We start from the raw sequence: 15065 nt of genomic DNA on the forward strand, positions 1-15065 counted from the left end.
ATATAGCCAATCAGCAGTAGGTTAAGTGGTCATATGGTAAAAATAAGTTATTGTTACTTAGTTGGTCACCCCTTTGGGCAGTTGCATGGTCACACAATGCAGCGAGCCGTGCTGTTTGATGAGGGGCCGACAGTTGATGCCAATTATCTCGTGTTGGGGAAAGGCCTTTTTCATTTGGGTTAAGGCCAGCCCGTCTTTGGGGCTTTCATAGGTAGGGACCAATACGGCACCGTTGATGATCAGGAAATTGGCGTAGGTGGCCGGCAGGCGTTCCCAGTCGAAGATCACTTCATCGGCCATGGGTAAAGGTACCAGGGTGTAGGGAAGTCCGTCTGCAGTGACAAATTGTTTGAGTTCGGCTTCCATGGCCTGGAGCGCCTCATAGTGCTCATCCCCCGGGTCGGTACACTGTACATAGGCAATGGTTTCTTTACTGCAGAAGCGGGCCAGTGTGTCGATGTGACTGTCGGTATCATCTCCGGTCAGGAAGCCCTTGGTCAGCCACAGTACCCGTTCAATACCCAGCGTTTCCTTTAGGTAGGTCTCAATTTGCGCCTGTCCCCACTGTTCGTTGCGGTTGGTCGATAGCAGACATTCAGCAGTAGTGAGCAGGGTACCTGCACCATCGCTCTCAAGGGCGCCCCCTTCAAGCGTGAAATTGAGGTGGTTTTGGTATTGTATGTCCGGCGCCAGCAGGCCTGCCCCAAGCAGCAGGCGGGTGACCATGTTGTCTTTATGGGCGGGGAACTTGAGGCCCCATCCGTTGAATTGAAAGTCGAGTACCGACCAGTGGCCATTTTCTTTAATGCTGATGGGGCCAAAATCACGTGCCCAGGTATCGTTGGTTGCTATAACGGGTAACTTAACCCGGGCAGGGAATCTGGGCCTTAATTCTTCAGCAGTGACTTCGTCCGGTACCAAAAGAATCACTTCCTCAAAACGGGCAATGGTCGTGACAATCTCCTGAAAACAGGCCTGCACTTCGTGAAGCATGTGCGCCCAATCTGTCTCGGGGTGTGGCCAGGCCAGCAAAACCGAACTTTGTGGTGCCCACTCAGCGGGAAAAACTCTTTGTGACATGGGGTTTATTCGTTAATGTTGGCTTGCATATAATCTTTCACTTCCAAAAAGGCCGCTTCCATTTTTATCATTCGATCGATCAGAAAAAACAGCATGTCGGGCCAAAGGCTTTCATTGAGAATGTCCCCGGGGGTTTCTACATAAACGCGACAAACGCTTTCCCCGGTGGGTTTTTCGTAGGCAAAATCCCAGATAAGGGGCTCACCAAAGGCGGCCTCGAAGACCGATTTGGCGGCTTCGAGCTTTTCGAAAAGCATCAATCGGCGATCCTCATTGTTGCTGTTAATTTCGAGGGCCACGCGCGCTTTTTCGCGGTCCACATCAAAACGCAAATCCAGTCCCTTAATGCCGGTGTTTTCAAAAATCCAGAATCTTTTGCGTCCCTTCTGACCCGGCAAGCGCCGGGTTTTGCTGGTCAGGCGCTGCCAAAATTCCAATCTGGCCTGTTTCGATTCTTCTTTGTTTAGCATATGAATAGATTATTTTACGGCCAAAACTGTAGGCATGACGGACACTTTTTTCGTCGGTTAGAAATGATATCTCACAGATAACAACAAACGATGGTTGGTATAGTTTTCAACATCAGACGGTGCCCCAAAATTGTCAAAGGATTGTCCCCATCCGGCCTGTGTCCACATGTACTCAGCTCCTATCCAGGTATGCGTGCCCAGGTGGTATTTTAAGCGGGGGGCAATGGCAATTACGTCTGTCACATCGGGGTTCATGGATAGTTCCGGAATAACCGTCACTTCTTCAGAGGCGCCCATGGCCGTCATATATCCGGCAAAAATTCCCGGATCCCAGGTTTTATTCGTGCTGTTGAGATCTATCCAAAGGGTGGCCGATGCCAAAGGTTGGTATTCCGGATGGGTATCGGATGTGTTAACCACGCGGCCAACGCCACCGGGAATTACCAGTTCTGAATTATTTTGTCCGTATAAGGCGCCCATGCGGTAGGTCAAGCCGGGGAGTTGGTAACGGAAGCTGGCCTGGTAGTGAAAGCTGGCGACTTCGGGGTGGACTTTCTGGGGGTCGTGTGCTTCGGGAATGGCGAGGCGTTTGTAGCCGGCCGACAGGGAGGCCCAGGCGGGACCCGTTCCACCTATTTTTGCTTGCAGAACGACTTCGGGAAGGCCGGCATCTTCACTGCCGGTAGGGAAGCCTGCTGTCCGGAAGTTGTTCTGTTCCAGAAAGGTGGCCGAGAGTTCGAGGTTGTTCTGCACATGCCAGTTAAAACGGAGTTGGGGATTTCGACTCAGGGGGTGCATGGGCACCCCGACACAGGTGTTGACGGTCTGGGGAAAATTTTCAGGAATAAAAAAGGGATGCCAGGTTTGTCCCGCCACGAAGCTGAAGTCTTTGTACCCCAATTTTATGTAGGCGTGCCGCATTCTGAAATCGGAATCGGCCACGCGGTCGTCGCCTAAAAAATCGGCCTCCAGCAAACCAAAAACGGATACGCCCTGAATGGTGGGGCCTTTAATATGCAGGCCAAAACGGGAGTGGGCGGCATCCATGTCATACCTGCCCCGGTCGTTGAGGTCTTTTCCGGTTAGGGCATCTGTCCGTTCCGGCAATGGATATAGATAAATGTGTTCGTTTCGTGCCTGGCGACTGGCCCGGGTGTTGTAAGAGGCATCAACGGCAATGAAGCCGTGCAGGGAGATCTCAAAGGGCTTTTCGTCCTGACCGTAGGCAGAAAGGCTCAAAATCAAGCTGATGAATAATAAAAAAGAACGTCGCATGAGGTTTTTGTGGTTTAGTTTTAGTTGGATATTGCCTGCAAAAAAACAAAATATTTGTCAATGCGTCAAATTTAGGCTTTTCGCCAATAAGTTATATATTTACATTCTTTCGTTGATATCAATATTTTTCGCATATGAAGCAGGTTGTTAAAATTATCTCAGCCCCATGGATGATGGGTGGTTTATTTATTATTTGGGCGGCGGCCATGGCCATGGCTACTTTTGTAGAAAATGACTACGGCACCCCGGCCGCCAAACATTTGGTTTACAATGCCTGGTGGTTTGAGCTGATCATGCTTTTGCTGGCCCTCAATATGCTGGGAAATATTTTCAGTTTCAAAATGTGGCGCAAAGAAAAAATATCGGTACTGCTGTTTCATTTGTCCTTTTTCATCATTTTGGCAGGAGCCGCCATTACGCGCTATATTGGTTATGAGGGATTATTGCACATTCGGGAAGGGGAAACCGAGAACATCATGTTTTCCTATGATCCGCATGTAACGGCCGAATGGCAATCCGGGGAGGAGACCGACCTGGTTTCAGTGCCGGCCTATCTTTCCCCTGCAACGCCACATGCCTTTAAGGCGACATTGATGGCAGGGGATAAAAAGCTCAAGGTCAGAAGTGTGGCTTTTAAAGATGAGCAATTGGTCCTGGAGGTGGTGCACGAGGGAGAAACCCACCACCTGATGGTGCAGGGAAACCGCAACGCCATAGGCGATGCGGCCGTTTTGGAATTACCCGGTGGCCGCTTCAGGGCACGGTTTGGCGCCAAACCCATTGAACTGCCTTTTGGTGTGCGTTTGAATCGTTTTGTGCTCGACAGATATCCCGGTTCTGAAAGTCCCTCCGGTTATAAAAGTGAGGTGACCTTGATCGATGCGGCCAATGCGGTGGAGGAGGACCATTCGGTTTTTATGAATAATATATTGAGTTACAAAGGGTATCGACTTTATCAGAGTTCGTATGACCAGGATGAAAAGGGAACAGTGTTGTCGGTGAACCATGACGGAACGGGTACCATTGTGACTTATATCGGCTATTTCTTGATGACGCTGGGAATGTTTTGGGCTTTATTCGCCCCGGGCACCCGCTTCAGAGCCTTATTGCATCAGGTGGACCGGACCCACCGCAGGCGCAAAAAGCTGGCTTCGGTGATGTTGGTAATGGTCACGTTGGGTGGGGCCCAGGGGGTGGTGGGACAAACGCCGCCGGTTCCGGATAAAGAAATGGCCGCGGAATTTGGTGCTGTATGGGTTCAGGATAAAGGGGGGCGCATTAAGCCACTCAATTCACTTCACCAGGAAATCGCCCTTAAATTGGTCAAGCACCACAGTTTTCAAGGTATGACGGCCGATCAGATGGTGTTGGGTTTTTTCACACATCCCGGAGAGTGGCAGACCACACCCTTGATTACGGTTAAGGATCCTCAATTGAGGGAGATTTTGGGAGTGACGCAAAAGAAGGCGGCTTTTGTCGATTTTTTCGATGCCAACCGTCACTATCTGCTGCATCAGATGGTGGATGCTGCCCATCGCAGGAGTCCCGCAGAGCGCAACAAGCAGGAGCAGGAACTGATCAAGATTGATGAGCAGGTGAATGTTTTTTACATTACCCAAATGGGCCAGCTGCACCGCATTTTTCCATCGTCAAAGGATTTAATGTTGCCGTGGTACACGCCCACTTCCCGGCCAAGGACCTTGTCTGCTGCCGACAGTCTGTTTGTTACCGGGGCCTTGAGTGAGTTTATTGCGGCGGTGCGATTGGGAGAGCAGGAAAAGGCTTCGGCACAACTGGTTAAAATTCGGGATTATCAGGAGAGCCATTCTGAAGAACTGCTGCCTTCTGACACGATTTTGAATTTGGAATTGCTGTATAACCGACTGAGTATTTTTCTTTGGTTATCGACCTATTTCTTTGGTATTGGAGCTGTTTTGCTTTTGTTTCAGTTTGTGTCTTTGCTGAGGCCACAACTGGAATTTAAATGGGTGATGCGAATTGGCCTGGTTTTGCTTTTGGGCGGTTTCATTTATTACACTTTTGGGATGGCTTTGCGTTGGGTGCTGGCCGGACACGCCCCCTGGAGTAATGGATACGAGTCGATGATTTTTATTGGTTGGACCATTATGTTTGCGGCCTTTATTTTTGTGCGCAAAAGTACCATGATTCTTCCCATTTCAGGGTTGTTTACCGGACTGGTACTGATGATTGCCCACCTGAGCTGGATGAATCCGCAAATTACCAATCTGGTACCGGTGTTGCAGTCGTACTGGCTCACCCTGCATGTTTCCATCATTACAGCCGGATACGGATTTCTGGCCCTGGGTGCTTTGTTGGGTTTCCTGAGTCTGCTGATTGTCATTCTGCGCAATGGTCGTAATTATGAGCGACTGCAACTGACCATCACTGAATTGACCTCCGTCAATGAGATGTCCTTAACGGCCGGGCTTTACCTGATGACCATCGGTTCCTTCCTCGGTGGCGTATGGGCCAACGAGTCGTGGGGCCGCTACTGGGGCTGGGATCCCAAAGAAACCTGGTCGCTCATCACCATCGTGCTCTATGCCTTTGTTTTGCACATGCGCATGATTCCCGGCCTTAAAGGCCAGGTGGCCTTTAACACGGCGGCCATGCTCACCTTCAGCTCGGTCATCATGACCTATCTGGGCGTTAACTACTACCTGGCAGGCATGCACTCCTACGCCGGTGGCGATCCGGTGCCCATCCCCGTCTTTGTCTATTACACCCTCGCTGTTTTCGGGGTATTGATTGTTTGGTCGCAACTCAATGAGGCAAAAATGCAGAAGGTTAAGGGCTAGCATTTTTCGACACACATAGCTGGCTGAGAGACAAAAGATGATTATATTTGTGTAAAGGTGGTTTTATGACAACAAAGGAATTTATTTTGAGTGCCATTAAGGCCAAAGAAGGAGAGATTTCCAGCTATGGAATCAAAGCCATTGGTTTATTTGGTTCATATGTAAGAGATGAGCAATCAGAAATTAGTGATATTGATATTTTGATTGATTTTGAACCTGACAAAGAAAATTTTGATAACTATATGGCTGTTTACGACCTTATCGAGAACTTGTTTAAGGATCAACGGGTTGAGATTGTTACCAAAAATGGGCTAAGCCCTTATATAGGTCCCAGGATTTTAAATGAAGTCCAATATGTCTAAAGAACCAATTGAATATCTGAAGCATATCCTTGATGAGTGCTCTTTCATCATTTCCGTAGTTACTCCAGATAAATCTAAAGACGATTTCTTGGAGGATGAAACCTTAAAACGTGCTGTTATCAGGAGCTTAGAAATAATTGGAGAAGCTACTAAAAAGATTCCTGCAGACTTTAAGTTCAAATGGAATACCATTAAATGGAGAAATATGGCAGGCATGAGAGATCGCTTAATCCATGATTATATGGGCGTTAATTATTCCATTGTTTGGGATGTCGTTAAAAATAAAATACCTGAGCTTAACATTCAGATTAAAGAAGTTATTGAAAACGAATAAATAATTGAGTATTGATTAAAATAGAAGAGTCGATTGTTATTAAGTAAAGATCCAACAGATTAATTATAATTGTCAATAATGCGATTAACAGTCTTATTCCTCTTAGTGCTTTTCTTGGGCAGTTGCGACATAGCGCATAAAGCATCTGAAAAGCCACTCGAAGTTTTGGTTGTGACCGATGACAGGTCCTTTAACCGCGAAGCGTTTTGGGCCGTTTTTGAGCGTTTTGAGAATGTGAATCCGACAGAAATTACGCACCCTGAAGTTCTTGATTTTTTTGGAACGGATAGTGTCCGTCAGTTTGATGCGCTTGTTTTTTATGATATGCCCGAGGTGGTTGTGCCGACAGAGGAGCAAAAACAACACATGCTGCAGTTTTTTAAGGAAGGGGCCCCGGCGATTTTCCTGCACCATTCATTGTTGTCCTACAGAGAGTGGGATCAGTTTACAGATATTATTGGTGGCAGGTACTACAACAAATCGCCCTTGATTACAGAAGAAGGGGATACCTTGCAGTCGGTTTATCAGCACGATGTTGAATACCGGGTAAATGTGGTCAATGCGGAGCATCCGATCACCTCAGGGATGGAAGATTTTGACATTCTGGACGAGGTCTATAATCACTACTTTGTGAAGGATGATGTGGAAGTTTTGTTGACCACCAATCATGAATTAAGCGGCCACGAACTGGGGTGGATCAATACTTTTGGTAAATCCCGGATCGTTTTTCTCATAAACGGCCATGGCGAAACGGCCTACGAAAACCCCAATTTCCGGCAACTGTTGCACAATGCCATTCATTGGGTAGCTGCGCCGAATGGCCGTAAAGATTAGTTCAGCAACTCCCAATAGGGACTGGTTTGGATGAATTCGATGGCGCGGTCGTAGGTGTCCTGATGAACCAGAATGGTGATGGATTCCGATACGGAGGGGCCACCATAAATGGACATGACGGAGGCTGCCGGGTTGTCGGACTGAAGCAGGGAATAGATGCCGGCTCCTTCCATCTCTCGTTGGATTTCCTCAGCCAAAGGGCGATCCGGGATGATGAGTAGTTCTTTCAGGTCGGTGGACATAGCGCAGGATTTATATTCTTTAGACACTACAATATACAGCTAATTCTTCAATGAAGAAATAGTTGGTAGCGACTTTGAACAAGGGGGATGGAAGGCAAAAATTTCCCCTGAGGTGAATGTATGGTTCATCTCAGGGGAAATAGGATTCAGAGGGCTTAGCGTTTGATGATTTTCTCTGTATGGGTGGCGCCATTTTCATAGTTCACACGGATGAAATAGATGCCGGGAGAAAGTTTTGTCAGTTCCAGAGCCGATGTTGTCTGACCATTGGCTGCCTGACTTTGGCAATCGATGCCGGATTGATTATAAATGGTGATGGATCGCATGGGGGCGTGTCCGGCTATGGTCAGCTGCTTGGTGGCTGGGTTGGGATGCATGGATATTTTGGCGGCTGTCTGAGGTGCCAGACTGGTGGTGCCGCCTACACCTCCTTCGTATTGGTCACTGGTGATGGTGGCTACAAGGCTGTTCAGGTACATTTCCAAATTGGTATATTCCGCATCCAGGGTAGCTTGCTTACCATCCAAAGGGTCATTGGGATCCAGTCCCTTGGCCAATTCCCAGGCATCGGGCATGCCATCCTTGTCGGAGTCATCCCGAGCTTCCGCAGAATTTAGAATGGGCCACGGGGTCCAGTCCACGGGCGCATCTGCCGGCCGGATGTCATAATGGCTGTCAATGATTCCCCAGTGGGGATAGCCCACGCTTTTCCAGTTGATGGTGACGCCATCAACGGTTTCGGTGCTCTTTCCGTTGTGCTCTGAAAGTCCTTTGAATTGCGCCGTGCCGGTACGTGTCTCTTCAATGATGCGGGAATCGTGATCATCCCGTGCCAGGGATGCGCCGGCATGTTCCAAAACTTTCTCGTAGGCGTTGATGGCTGAATGGGTGGTGACCCATCCTTTTTCATAAGGGATGGCGCGTTTCATCTGCTCTTTTTCAGCGGCGGATATGCTGTACCTCGAGTGAATTTGGTTGTAGATGCCATAGGGCCAGTTGTTGTTCGTGGCATTGTTGCAGTGGGTGATGTCGCTGCCACTACTGGTGCTGTTGTCTACGACATTTCCGCTGACATAGAGTTTTCCCCATTGATTGTTAATGGGATAGAATCCGTCGCCCGCAGAGAGATCGATTTTTTTGTCGTAGGCCAGAATTCTGCCGCGCTTGGCTCCATTAGGTGTGGCTGGTCCGGGCTTATAGAAATTATTCACGATATTGATGTTCATGGCCTCACCTCCATAGGCGCCATTGCCACCCCAATTGTAGATGACGTTGTTGCGATAGTCCACATTCTCTTCTGTCTGGGTACTCACGGCTGGTCCAAAGCGGGGGGTGCGACTGTCATGATGGGCCATTAAATTGTGGTGAAAAGTGGCATTTTTACCGCCCCAGATGCCGCCATAGCCATGGGGGCCTTTGGAGTGGCCCGACAGGCGAAGACTTTCTGAAATGAGGCACCATTGCATGGTGAAGTTGGTCATCCCATAAAAAGAGGCACATTCGTCGGTGCTCCAGGAAATGGAGCAATGGTCGATAATGACGTCTGAGTAATCGCGCGATCCAAAGGCATCCGATCCATCGGCATTGGCCAGATCGCCATCTCCCATGCGAAAGCGCAGGTAGCGAACAATCACATTGTTGGCGTTAACGCTCACAGGATGGTTGCCGATGCAAATGCCATCGCCTGGTGCCGATTGGCCGGCAATGGTTACATTTCCTTTGTTTATTTTGAGGGGACTGCTCAATAGGATGGTCCCTGAGACCTTGAAAAGAATGGTCTTGGGAGAAGGCTGGTTTAAGGCCCAGCGCAAGGTGCCCTGTTCACTCATGTTGTCGTTGAGGGAGGTGACATGGTAAACTTCACCGCCGCGTCCGCCGGTTACATAACGGCCGTGACCTTCGGCACCCGGAAAAGCAGGCGTTTGTCCGTTGACCCAGGTAAAGGACAGAGAAATAAGGAGGAGTAGCAAATGTTTCATATACATTGGTATTGTGGTTTTGATAAGAACTTTTTCAATACAAATGTAAGTGGCTTACAGCCCCCTGGTGTGTAAAAATGGGTCAAAAACTTGTTGAAATAGGTTTCCTGCTTGCCTCTGGCAAGCCGGAAACCTAAAATGATCCTTCGTAATAGGCAAAGGTGACTTTGCGTCCTTTTCCGTTGCCATCTTTAATCAAAGCTAAACGTTATGCCTACTGAATAAGGATAGAGCTCGGGTCCCGCCTCACTTTTAAATAAGGGCACCGGGGAGTAAGTGGCATAGATGCCAAAATCGTCGTATCCGGCCCGGGCAATGAAGTTGTATCGCAGGCCGTTTAATCCAAAATCACCCTTTTTTTTGCGTTTGTCACGGCTGCCTTCATCGCGAAAGACTAATTTGGTGTGTGATTTTAGTCGCAAGTTGCCTTCAATACCACCATTCAGATAGAAGCGGCTTTTCCCATTGCCTTCAGGAATTTGTACTTCAAATACAAGCGGAATGCTTAAGTTGACCGTGGTCAGTTTGGATTTGCTGATGCGGGCATTGTCCGACAAGTCGGGAAACCACGGCCTGGCGGCCTCGTTGATGTCGGTCATCTGGCCGATATCGAATCGATAGTTATTGTATTTGAGACCAATGGCGGTGACCAGACCCACGTGGCTGCCAATCAGCCGAACATCTTGTTGAAAGGGATAGATGCCAAATTCAATGGACTTTTCATGGATGGTACTCATAAAACCGTAATCGGCAGGTACCGTCTCTTGCATTTCTTCATCCAAATAGCCGTTTATGCCCAGCGTGATACCTGAAAGGTGGCCATTAAAGTGATGGCGTCTTTTTTTAGGTGTCTTGTCGGGCCACGATCTGATGGTGATCTCGCGGCTATACGTTTCTTGTTGGTTGACTTGCTCGCGTCCAATTTTTACCGCCGGTTTTTGCCGGGCAGGGGCATCGGTGGAATCGGGCCAGGTGCTGGTCTCTGTTGCTTCAGAGGGGATGGGGGTGGTTTTAACCGGCGCACCCGACAGCTGTCCCTGATGATTGATGTAAATACTTTCGTTGCCGATGGTGGCCATGGCCATGCCATCGTCGAAGGGACTTATCTGATCATAGATGGGGGGGATGACGATCTGTCCCTTCGTGTTTACCAGGCCCATTTTGCCGTTGATGAGCACTTTGGCTCTCTCGTTTTCAAAGGGCCATATCTGATCGTATTCTGCCGGAAGGATCAGGCCTTTCTCTAAATGATAGAGACCTATTTTAAAGTCTTTTAGTACCGTGACGAAGTGGTCATCATTGAGTCCGTAAACCTGGTCGAATTGACAGGGAACCAACAGTTCGTTGTTGTCATCCACGATGCCCACTTTTCCGTTGAGCAGCACCCGGTAAATGCCGGGTTTCATTTCCCATTTTCGTTCCCATGGCGTTTCTGTGATCTCCTGTGAGAAGACGGAAGGGGCTTGCAATAGAAAGGGAAAGAGCATTAAGAAGAATAGTATTGGATTCATGACGAAAGGATTTTATAATGACTCAGATTTAACAGTGTTTGGGGTTGGAGCGTATTTAAAAGTTGATCAGGGTGAGTCCTACCGACCAGGGGTAAAGTTCGGGTCCCTGATCTTTTTGAAACATCTGACTCAGGTCGCAGGTGGCAAAGAGCTTGACAAAGCGATAGCCAACGCGGACGGTAGCGCCGTATTTAAAGGAATTAACGTTGAGGTCGGCCCTTGATTTTTCTTTTTCCTTACCGGCGTCGTCATAGTAAACAACCTTGGTGTGTGAGCGCAATTTAAAGCCGGTGTAAAGACCGCCACTGATAAAAAGGCGGTTGGAACCATTACCGGAAGGAATCTGTGCTTCCAGTAAAAGCGGAACCGTCAGGAAGGAGGTAGTGAGCTTGTTCTTTTTCACATCGCGGTCGGTTATGCTATAGCTGGTATGGCCTTCTTCATCCCGTTCCACAATATACTCTGAATCCAATCGGTAGTTATTAAAGGTGAGGCCTAAGCCTGTTACCAGTCCTATTGTGTTGTTGTTTTTTTGAAGACCAATGCTTTGCTGAAAAAGGTTGAGGCCCACCGCTACCGATTTTCCGGTGTTCAGGTCCATGAAGCGAGCGTCCTGGGGCAATGAGGTGTCAAAAGGCTGGGAGAAGAAGTTGTTGAGGCCCAGATCCACACCGGCCCAATGTCCCTTAAAATCTTTGCGTGGTTGGTGTACCATGCGTATTTTGGTGGTACCATCCTTTGAATCGTCCAGGATGATAAACTTTTTTTGACCCACCGTGATGCGGGTTATGGTGTCACTAAAGTTATCGACTTGCACCGATCCGCCTGGAAAGGTGACGCTGGTTCGGTCTACTGTTTCTTCAACGGTCACGAGGTCCCTGGTGGACCTGATTTCCTTTTTGTCTTCCTGACCATAAATGGTGAAGGTCATTAGGGTGAAGGCTGCCAATAGCAGGAAGTATTTGCGTTTGTTGGTAGGTATTGCTTTCATTGGATGGGTGTTTTCTGATTAATTAATAGTTGTCTTGTTTTTTAAAGGTGCGTACCGGTTCGCTTTTGTTGATAGGACAGGGGAGGGGATGGAAAAGTTACAGGGGGGTGCGAATTTTTTTTAGGTCGATAGGCGAAGCGAAGCGAAGTCCCGCGAAGCGGGATGATAGGGTGAGAAGGGTCGAGGGGGTTGATGGGGTATTAGGTTATTAGGTCGTTAGGTTATTAGGTCGATAGGTCGATAGGGTGATAGGGTGATAGGGTGAGAAGGGTGGAGTGGGTAGAGGGGGTTGATGGGGTATTAGGTTATTAGGTGGATAGGGTGAGAAGGGTCGATGGGGTCGATGGGGTATTAGGCCGATAGGGTAGATGGGGTGATGGGGTGGGATGGGTTGATAGGGAGGGGGAGTGAATGGGGAATGAGGTGAACTATTTTTATAGTTGACAGTTATAAGGTTGAGTGTGATATTTGTTTTAACAGAATGTTTTATTGAGAGGTTTTGATATGGAATTAGGTATAGATAGTTTTGCAGCGGTGCATGTGAGCAGTGAGGAAAAGCGGGCAGAGGAAAGCATGAAGGCTTTGAATGAGTTGCTGGAAAGGATGCAGTTGGCGGATGAGGTGGGTCTCGATTTTTGAATGGGGAGCATCACCGCGAGGAGTATATGGACTCGGCCCACGCGGTTATTCTGGCAGCGGCGGCTGCCAGAACGCAACGTATTAAGTTGGGCAGTGCCGTTACGGTTTTAAGTGCCAATGATCCGGTGCGGGTGTTTCAGGAGTTTGCTACGCTCGACCTGGTGTCGCAGGGCCGTGCCGAAATGGTGGTGGGAAGAGGGTCCTTCATTGATGCCTTTCCGCTGTTCGGCTACAGTCTGGACGACTACAACGAGTTGTTTACCGAAAAGCTCGATTTGCTTTTAAAGATACGTGATAACCGAAGGGTGACCTGGTCGGGGAAGTTCAGACCTGCCCTGCACGAGCAGGCCATCTATCCGCGGCCCATTCAAAAGAAAATTCCCATTTGGTTGGGGGTTGGCGGTACACCGGCCTCCTTTGTAAGGGCCGGAACCCTGGGCTTGCCTTTGATGGTGGCCGTTATTGGTGGGGAAACCCATCGGTTCAGACCGCTCATTGATAAGTACCGGGAGGCGGGTGCCAAAGCGGGCTTTGCGCCGGAGGATTTGAAAGTGGGCTTGCATTCACTGGGTTACGTAGGTAGCGACACCAATACGGCCTTGGATGAGTTTTATCCGGGCTATGCCGAAGCCTTTACCAAAATTGGAAAAGAGCGTGGCTGGCCACCTGTGACCCGTCATCGCTTTGATTCACAGACGGGGCCCACCGGTGCATTTCTGATAGGTAGTCCCGAGGAGGTGGCAGAAAAAATCCTGCGTCACAGCGAAGCCCTGGGTGGGATTTCCAGGGTGACTTTTCAGATGGACAGTGCCGGACTCAGTCATGAGCAGGTGAAACAATCCATTCGACTCATGGGAAAAGAAGTGAAGCCCCTTTTGGGATAAAGTGCTTATTGGATAGGTAGGCAGATGGGGCTTTTTGAATTATCTGGTGCCCCACCATTTGGGGATTTTCTGGGCCACTTCGAAGTTGTCTCCGCTCAGGTTGATGGCCACCAGCTCTCCCTCTTCATCATACACCTTGTTGTAGGAGAGATTGAAGGGGCTTACCTGCTTGATGAGGTTAGAGGTTCGACTGAGCAACGTTTTGGTGTCGGGCTCTGCCATGCGGGGCATGGGTTGGTCGGACAGACTGGCCATCAGTTGATGGTTTTCTACATATTGGGGCAACATGAGTCGCAGCCCGGTTTCATAACTGTTGGGCAAATGGGGTGTTGGCAGGCTTGCTAACTTAGGCGCAGGTAATGGGGCCGGGCTTTCTTTGTTTATTTCCGGAACCTCTTCTACAGTTGTTTCTTCGGCATTAGCGCTGTTGGTTGAGGCTAATATATCAGGTGCAACCATGTCAGCGGTTGCCTGGTGGATGGCAACGGTCTCCTTCCCTGATTGAGAGAGCAAAGGAGTATGTTCAATGGTCGGTGGTGTTTCGGTGACGGCCACCAGATTATTGTTGCTGTGGTCGTACAACGGCATATCATCCCTGACATTGAACAGGATAAGTAAGAGAATGGCTGCGGCAAGGGCCCTGAATGCCACGGGCATTAAGACCATGCGCTTCCGCTTGAGTTTATTTTTATGGGGATAGCTAATGGCGGCGGCTGGCAGTTTTGTTTTCTGGTACAAGTCCCAGTCTGTTTGGGCCGCAGCGCTTGACATATTTACCTTCTCAGGTACCGGGGCGCCTTCCTCGATCGCCTTCACCATTTGATAGTCGTAGGTGCTGAGTTCTGAAAAAGGCGCTGAAGCCTTTTTCAATAAGGCTTTATTAGGAAAACCGCTGCTGGCAGGGGCTTGCAGTGTAACATCTGCTAAATTCTCCAATTCAATGCTTAAATCGGTATTTTCCAGCAGGAAATTTTGAAGCATATCGCTTTCTGCCTCAGAGAGCTGTCCTTCCAAATGGTCGATGAACCAAATCTCGTAATTGTCTCTGCTGATAGGTATGTGTTGCCTGTTCATAGTACCACCTCCATTTTACCAATGTACTTCTTCAGAAAAACCCGCGCCCGGTAGATATAAACTTTCACCTGGCTTTCGGTCAGCCCTGTAATTTTCTCAATTTCCTCATACGAATAGCTTCATAATCGCGCAGCATGAGCACCATCTTTTGATCTGCCGGAAGCTGGTCAATGGCGCGGTGTAAAATGTCGTTGAGGTCTGAATACTGACTGTCGGTATAATAGTCTGTGGGGGTATGCCGTTCAAAGGGGACCATCTTTTGGTCTTTTTTAACCGTGTCCACCAAAACATGGTAGGCCGTGGTGAAGAGGTAACTTTTGGCTTTTTCGGGATCCACGCCCTCTTTGTAGCGCCACATTTTTTCATAGGCATCCTGCACAATATCCGACGCCTTATCTTCATCCTTTATGTTCTTAAGAATGAAGCGATAGAGGTTGTCGGCGTGCAGTTCGACACAATGGTTGTATGCTTGTTCGGTCATGCCTGATGCGTTGCTGTTTCTGGTAGGACAACTAAAGCTACAATAAAGTTACAGTGAAAATCAAAAAAAACATAGATTTTCTGAGAAAGG

General features: G+C 48.7%; 16 protein-coding genes. 6 read left to right on the top strand and 10 right to left on the bottom strand.

Going from position 1 to position 15065, the window contains the following annotated elements:
- Positions 1–57: 57 nt before the first annotated feature.
- Genes JCM15548_RS06190 through JCM15548_RS06200 form a run of 3 tightly spaced genes read right to left on the bottom strand, consistent with a single transcriptional unit; the run spans position 58 to position 2825 of the window.
- Positions 58–1080, bottom strand: coding sequence for an agmatine deiminase family protein (locus JCM15548_RS06190; RefSeq protein ID WP_062123464.1), 1023 nt, complete (start codon positions 1078–1080; stop codon positions 58–60).
- 5 nt (positions 1081–1085) lie between these two features.
- On the bottom strand, positions 1086–1550 hold the full coding sequence (locus JCM15548_RS06195; protein WP_062123467.1) for a DUF4268 domain-containing protein: 465 nt from the start codon (positions 1548–1550) through the stop codon (positions 1086–1088).
- Between the two features lie 57 nt (positions 1551–1607).
- On the bottom strand, positions 1608–2825 hold the full coding sequence (locus tag JCM15548_RS06200) for a DcaP family trimeric outer membrane transporter (protein WP_062123470.1): 1218 nt from the start codon (positions 2823–2825) through the stop codon (positions 1608–1610).
- Between the two features lie 134 nt (positions 2826–2959).
- Here JCM15548_RS06200 and JCM15548_RS06205 point away from each other — a divergent pair, with 134 nt between their 5' ends.
- The 4 genes from JCM15548_RS06205 (at position 2960) to JCM15548_RS06220 (ending at position 7174) form a co-directional block, all read left to right on the top strand.
- A complete protein-coding gene (locus JCM15548_RS06205) occupies positions 2960–5644 on the top strand; it encodes a cytochrome c biogenesis protein CcsA (protein ID WP_062123474.1) in 2685 nt (894 codons plus the stop codon).
- 65 nt (positions 5645–5709) lie between these two features.
- On the top strand, positions 5710–6006 hold the full coding sequence (locus JCM15548_RS06210) for a nucleotidyltransferase family protein (RefSeq protein ID WP_062123477.1): 297 nt from the start codon (positions 5710–5712) through the stop codon (positions 6004–6006).
- On the top strand, positions 5999–6340 hold the full coding sequence (locus JCM15548_RS06215) for a HepT-like ribonuclease domain-containing protein (protein WP_062123481.1): 342 nt from the start codon (positions 5999–6001) through the stop codon (positions 6338–6340). The genes JCM15548_RS06210 and JCM15548_RS06215 overlap by 8 nt, the downstream gene beginning before the upstream one ends.
- 78 nt (positions 6341–6418) lie before the next feature.
- Positions 6419–7174 carry a ThuA domain-containing protein gene (locus tag JCM15548_RS06220; RefSeq protein WP_083985000.1) on the top strand — a complete coding sequence of 252 codons (756 nt, stop codon included), beginning with the start codon at positions 6419–6421 and terminating at the stop codon, positions 7172–7174.
- Here the strand turns inward: JCM15548_RS06220 and JCM15548_RS06225 are convergent.
- The 4 genes from JCM15548_RS06225 to JCM15548_RS06240 form a co-directional block, all read right to left on the bottom strand.
- Positions 7171–7416: a hypothetical protein gene (locus tag JCM15548_RS06225; protein WP_062123487.1), complete on the bottom strand. Its 246-nt coding sequence runs from the start codon at positions 7414–7416 to the stop codon at positions 7171–7173. The genes JCM15548_RS06220 and JCM15548_RS06225 overlap by 4 nt on opposite strands.
- Before the next feature lie 155 nt (positions 7417–7571).
- A complete protein-coding gene (locus tag JCM15548_RS06230; protein ID WP_162198183.1) occupies positions 7572–9395 on the bottom strand; it encodes a T9SS type A sorting domain-containing protein in 1824 nt (607 codons plus the stop codon).
- Between the two features lie 191 nt (positions 9396–9586).
- On the bottom strand, positions 9587–10906 hold the full coding sequence (locus JCM15548_RS06235) for a WG repeat-containing protein (protein ID WP_083985001.1): 1320 nt from the start codon (positions 10904–10906) through the stop codon (positions 9587–9589).
- A 55-nt stretch (positions 10907–10961) separates the two neighbouring features.
- A complete protein-coding gene (locus tag JCM15548_RS06240) occupies positions 10962–11897 on the bottom strand; it encodes an outer membrane beta-barrel protein (RefSeq protein ID WP_062123498.1) in 936 nt (311 codons plus the stop codon).
- Between the two features lie 504 nt (positions 11898–12401).
- Here JCM15548_RS06240 and JCM15548_RS25135 point away from each other — a divergent pair.
- Positions 12402–12536, top strand: coding sequence for a hypothetical protein (locus JCM15548_RS25135; RefSeq protein ID WP_262486914.1), 135 nt, complete (start codon positions 12402–12404; stop codon positions 12534–12536).
- A gap of 26 nt (positions 12537–12562) precedes the next feature.
- Positions 12563–13420: an LLM class flavin-dependent oxidoreductase gene (locus JCM15548_RS06245; RefSeq protein ID WP_262486915.1), complete on the top strand. Its 858-nt coding sequence runs from the start codon at positions 12563–12565 to the stop codon at positions 13418–13420.
- A 39-nt stretch (positions 13421–13459) separates the two neighbouring features.
- On the opposite strand, the gene JCM15548_RS06250 is transcribed toward JCM15548_RS06245, so the two are convergent.
- The 3 genes from JCM15548_RS06250 to JCM15548_RS06255 are packed head-to-tail and all read right to left on the bottom strand — an operon-like array spanning position 13460 to position 14975.
- The gene (locus JCM15548_RS06250) at positions 13460–14494 is read right to left on the bottom strand and encodes a hypothetical protein (RefSeq protein WP_062123501.1); all 1035 of its coding nucleotides are present in this window, start codon (positions 14492–14494) and stop codon (positions 13460–13462) included.
- On the bottom strand, positions 14491–14595 hold the full coding sequence (locus JCM15548_RS23215; protein ID WP_227625537.1) for a hypothetical protein: 105 nt from the start codon (positions 14593–14595) through the stop codon (positions 14491–14493). Before JCM15548_RS23215 ends, JCM15548_RS06250 begins: the two co-directional genes overlap by 4 nt.
- The gene (locus tag JCM15548_RS06255) at positions 14574–14975 is read right to left on the bottom strand and encodes an RNA polymerase sigma factor (RefSeq protein ID WP_227625531.1); all 402 of its coding nucleotides are present in this window, start codon (positions 14973–14975) and stop codon (positions 14574–14576) included. Before JCM15548_RS06255 ends, JCM15548_RS23215 begins: the two co-directional genes overlap by 22 nt.
- Positions 14976–15065 lie beyond the last annotated feature (90 nt).

The organism is Geofilum rubicundum JCM 15548, from assembly GCF_000974365.1.
GTDB lineage: Bacteria > Bacteroidota > Bacteroidia > Bacteroidales > Marinilabiliaceae > Geofilum > Geofilum rubicundum.

Excerpts from the sequence above, each read along its gene's own strand:
- JCM15548_RS06200 (WP_062123470.1), bottom strand. The coding sequence starts at position 2,825 with ATGCGACGTTCTTTTTTATTATTCATCAGCTTGATTTTGAGCCTTTCT.
- JCM15548_RS06220 (WP_083985000.1), top strand. The coding sequence starts at position 6,419 with ATGCGATTAACAGTCTTATTCCTCTTAGTGCTTTTCTTGGGCAGTTGC.
- JCM15548_RS06235 (WP_083985001.1), bottom strand. The coding sequence starts at position 10,906 with ATGAATCCAATACTATTCTTCTTAATGCTCTTTCCCTTTCTATTGCAA.
- JCM15548_RS06205 (WP_062123474.1), top strand. The coding sequence starts at position 2,960 with ATGAAGCAGGTTGTTAAAATTATCTCAGCCCCATGGATGATGGGTGGT.
- JCM15548_RS06245 (WP_262486915.1), top strand. The coding sequence starts at position 12,563 with ATGGACTCGGCCCACGCGGTTATTCTGGCAGCGGCGGCTGCCAGAACG.
- JCM15548_RS25135 (WP_262486914.1), top strand. The coding sequence starts at position 12,402 with ATGGAATTAGGTATAGATAGTTTTGCAGCGGTGCATGTGAGCAGTGAG.
- JCM15548_RS06210 (WP_062123477.1), top strand. The coding sequence starts at position 5,710 with ATGACAACAAAGGAATTTATTTTGAGTGCCATTAAGGCCAAAGAAGGA.
- JCM15548_RS06230 (WP_162198183.1), bottom strand. The coding sequence starts at position 9,395 with ATGAAACATTTGCTACTCCTCCTTATTTCTCTGTCCTTTACCTGGGTC.
- JCM15548_RS06190 (WP_062123464.1), bottom strand. The coding sequence starts at position 1,080 with ATGTCACAAAGAGTTTTTCCCGCTGAGTGGGCACCACAAAGTTCGGTT.
- JCM15548_RS06215 (WP_062123481.1), top strand. The coding sequence starts at position 5,999 with ATGTCTAAAGAACCAATTGAATATCTGAAGCATATCCTTGATGAGTGC.
- JCM15548_RS06250 (WP_062123501.1), bottom strand. The coding sequence starts at position 14,494 with ATGAACAGGCAACACATACCTATCAGCAGAGACAATTACGAGATTTGG.
- JCM15548_RS06195 (WP_062123467.1), bottom strand. The coding sequence starts at position 1,550 with ATGCTAAACAAAGAAGAATCGAAACAGGCCAGATTGGAATTTTGGCAG.
- JCM15548_RS06225 (WP_062123487.1), bottom strand. The coding sequence starts at position 7,416 with ATGTCCACCGACCTGAAAGAACTACTCATCATCCCGGATCGCCCTTTG.
- JCM15548_RS06255 (WP_227625531.1), bottom strand. The coding sequence starts at position 14,975 with ATGACCGAACAAGCATACAACCATTGTGTCGAACTGCACGCCGACAAC.
- JCM15548_RS06240 (WP_062123498.1), bottom strand. The coding sequence starts at position 11,897 with ATGAAAGCAATACCTACCAACAAACGCAAATACTTCCTGCTATTGGCA.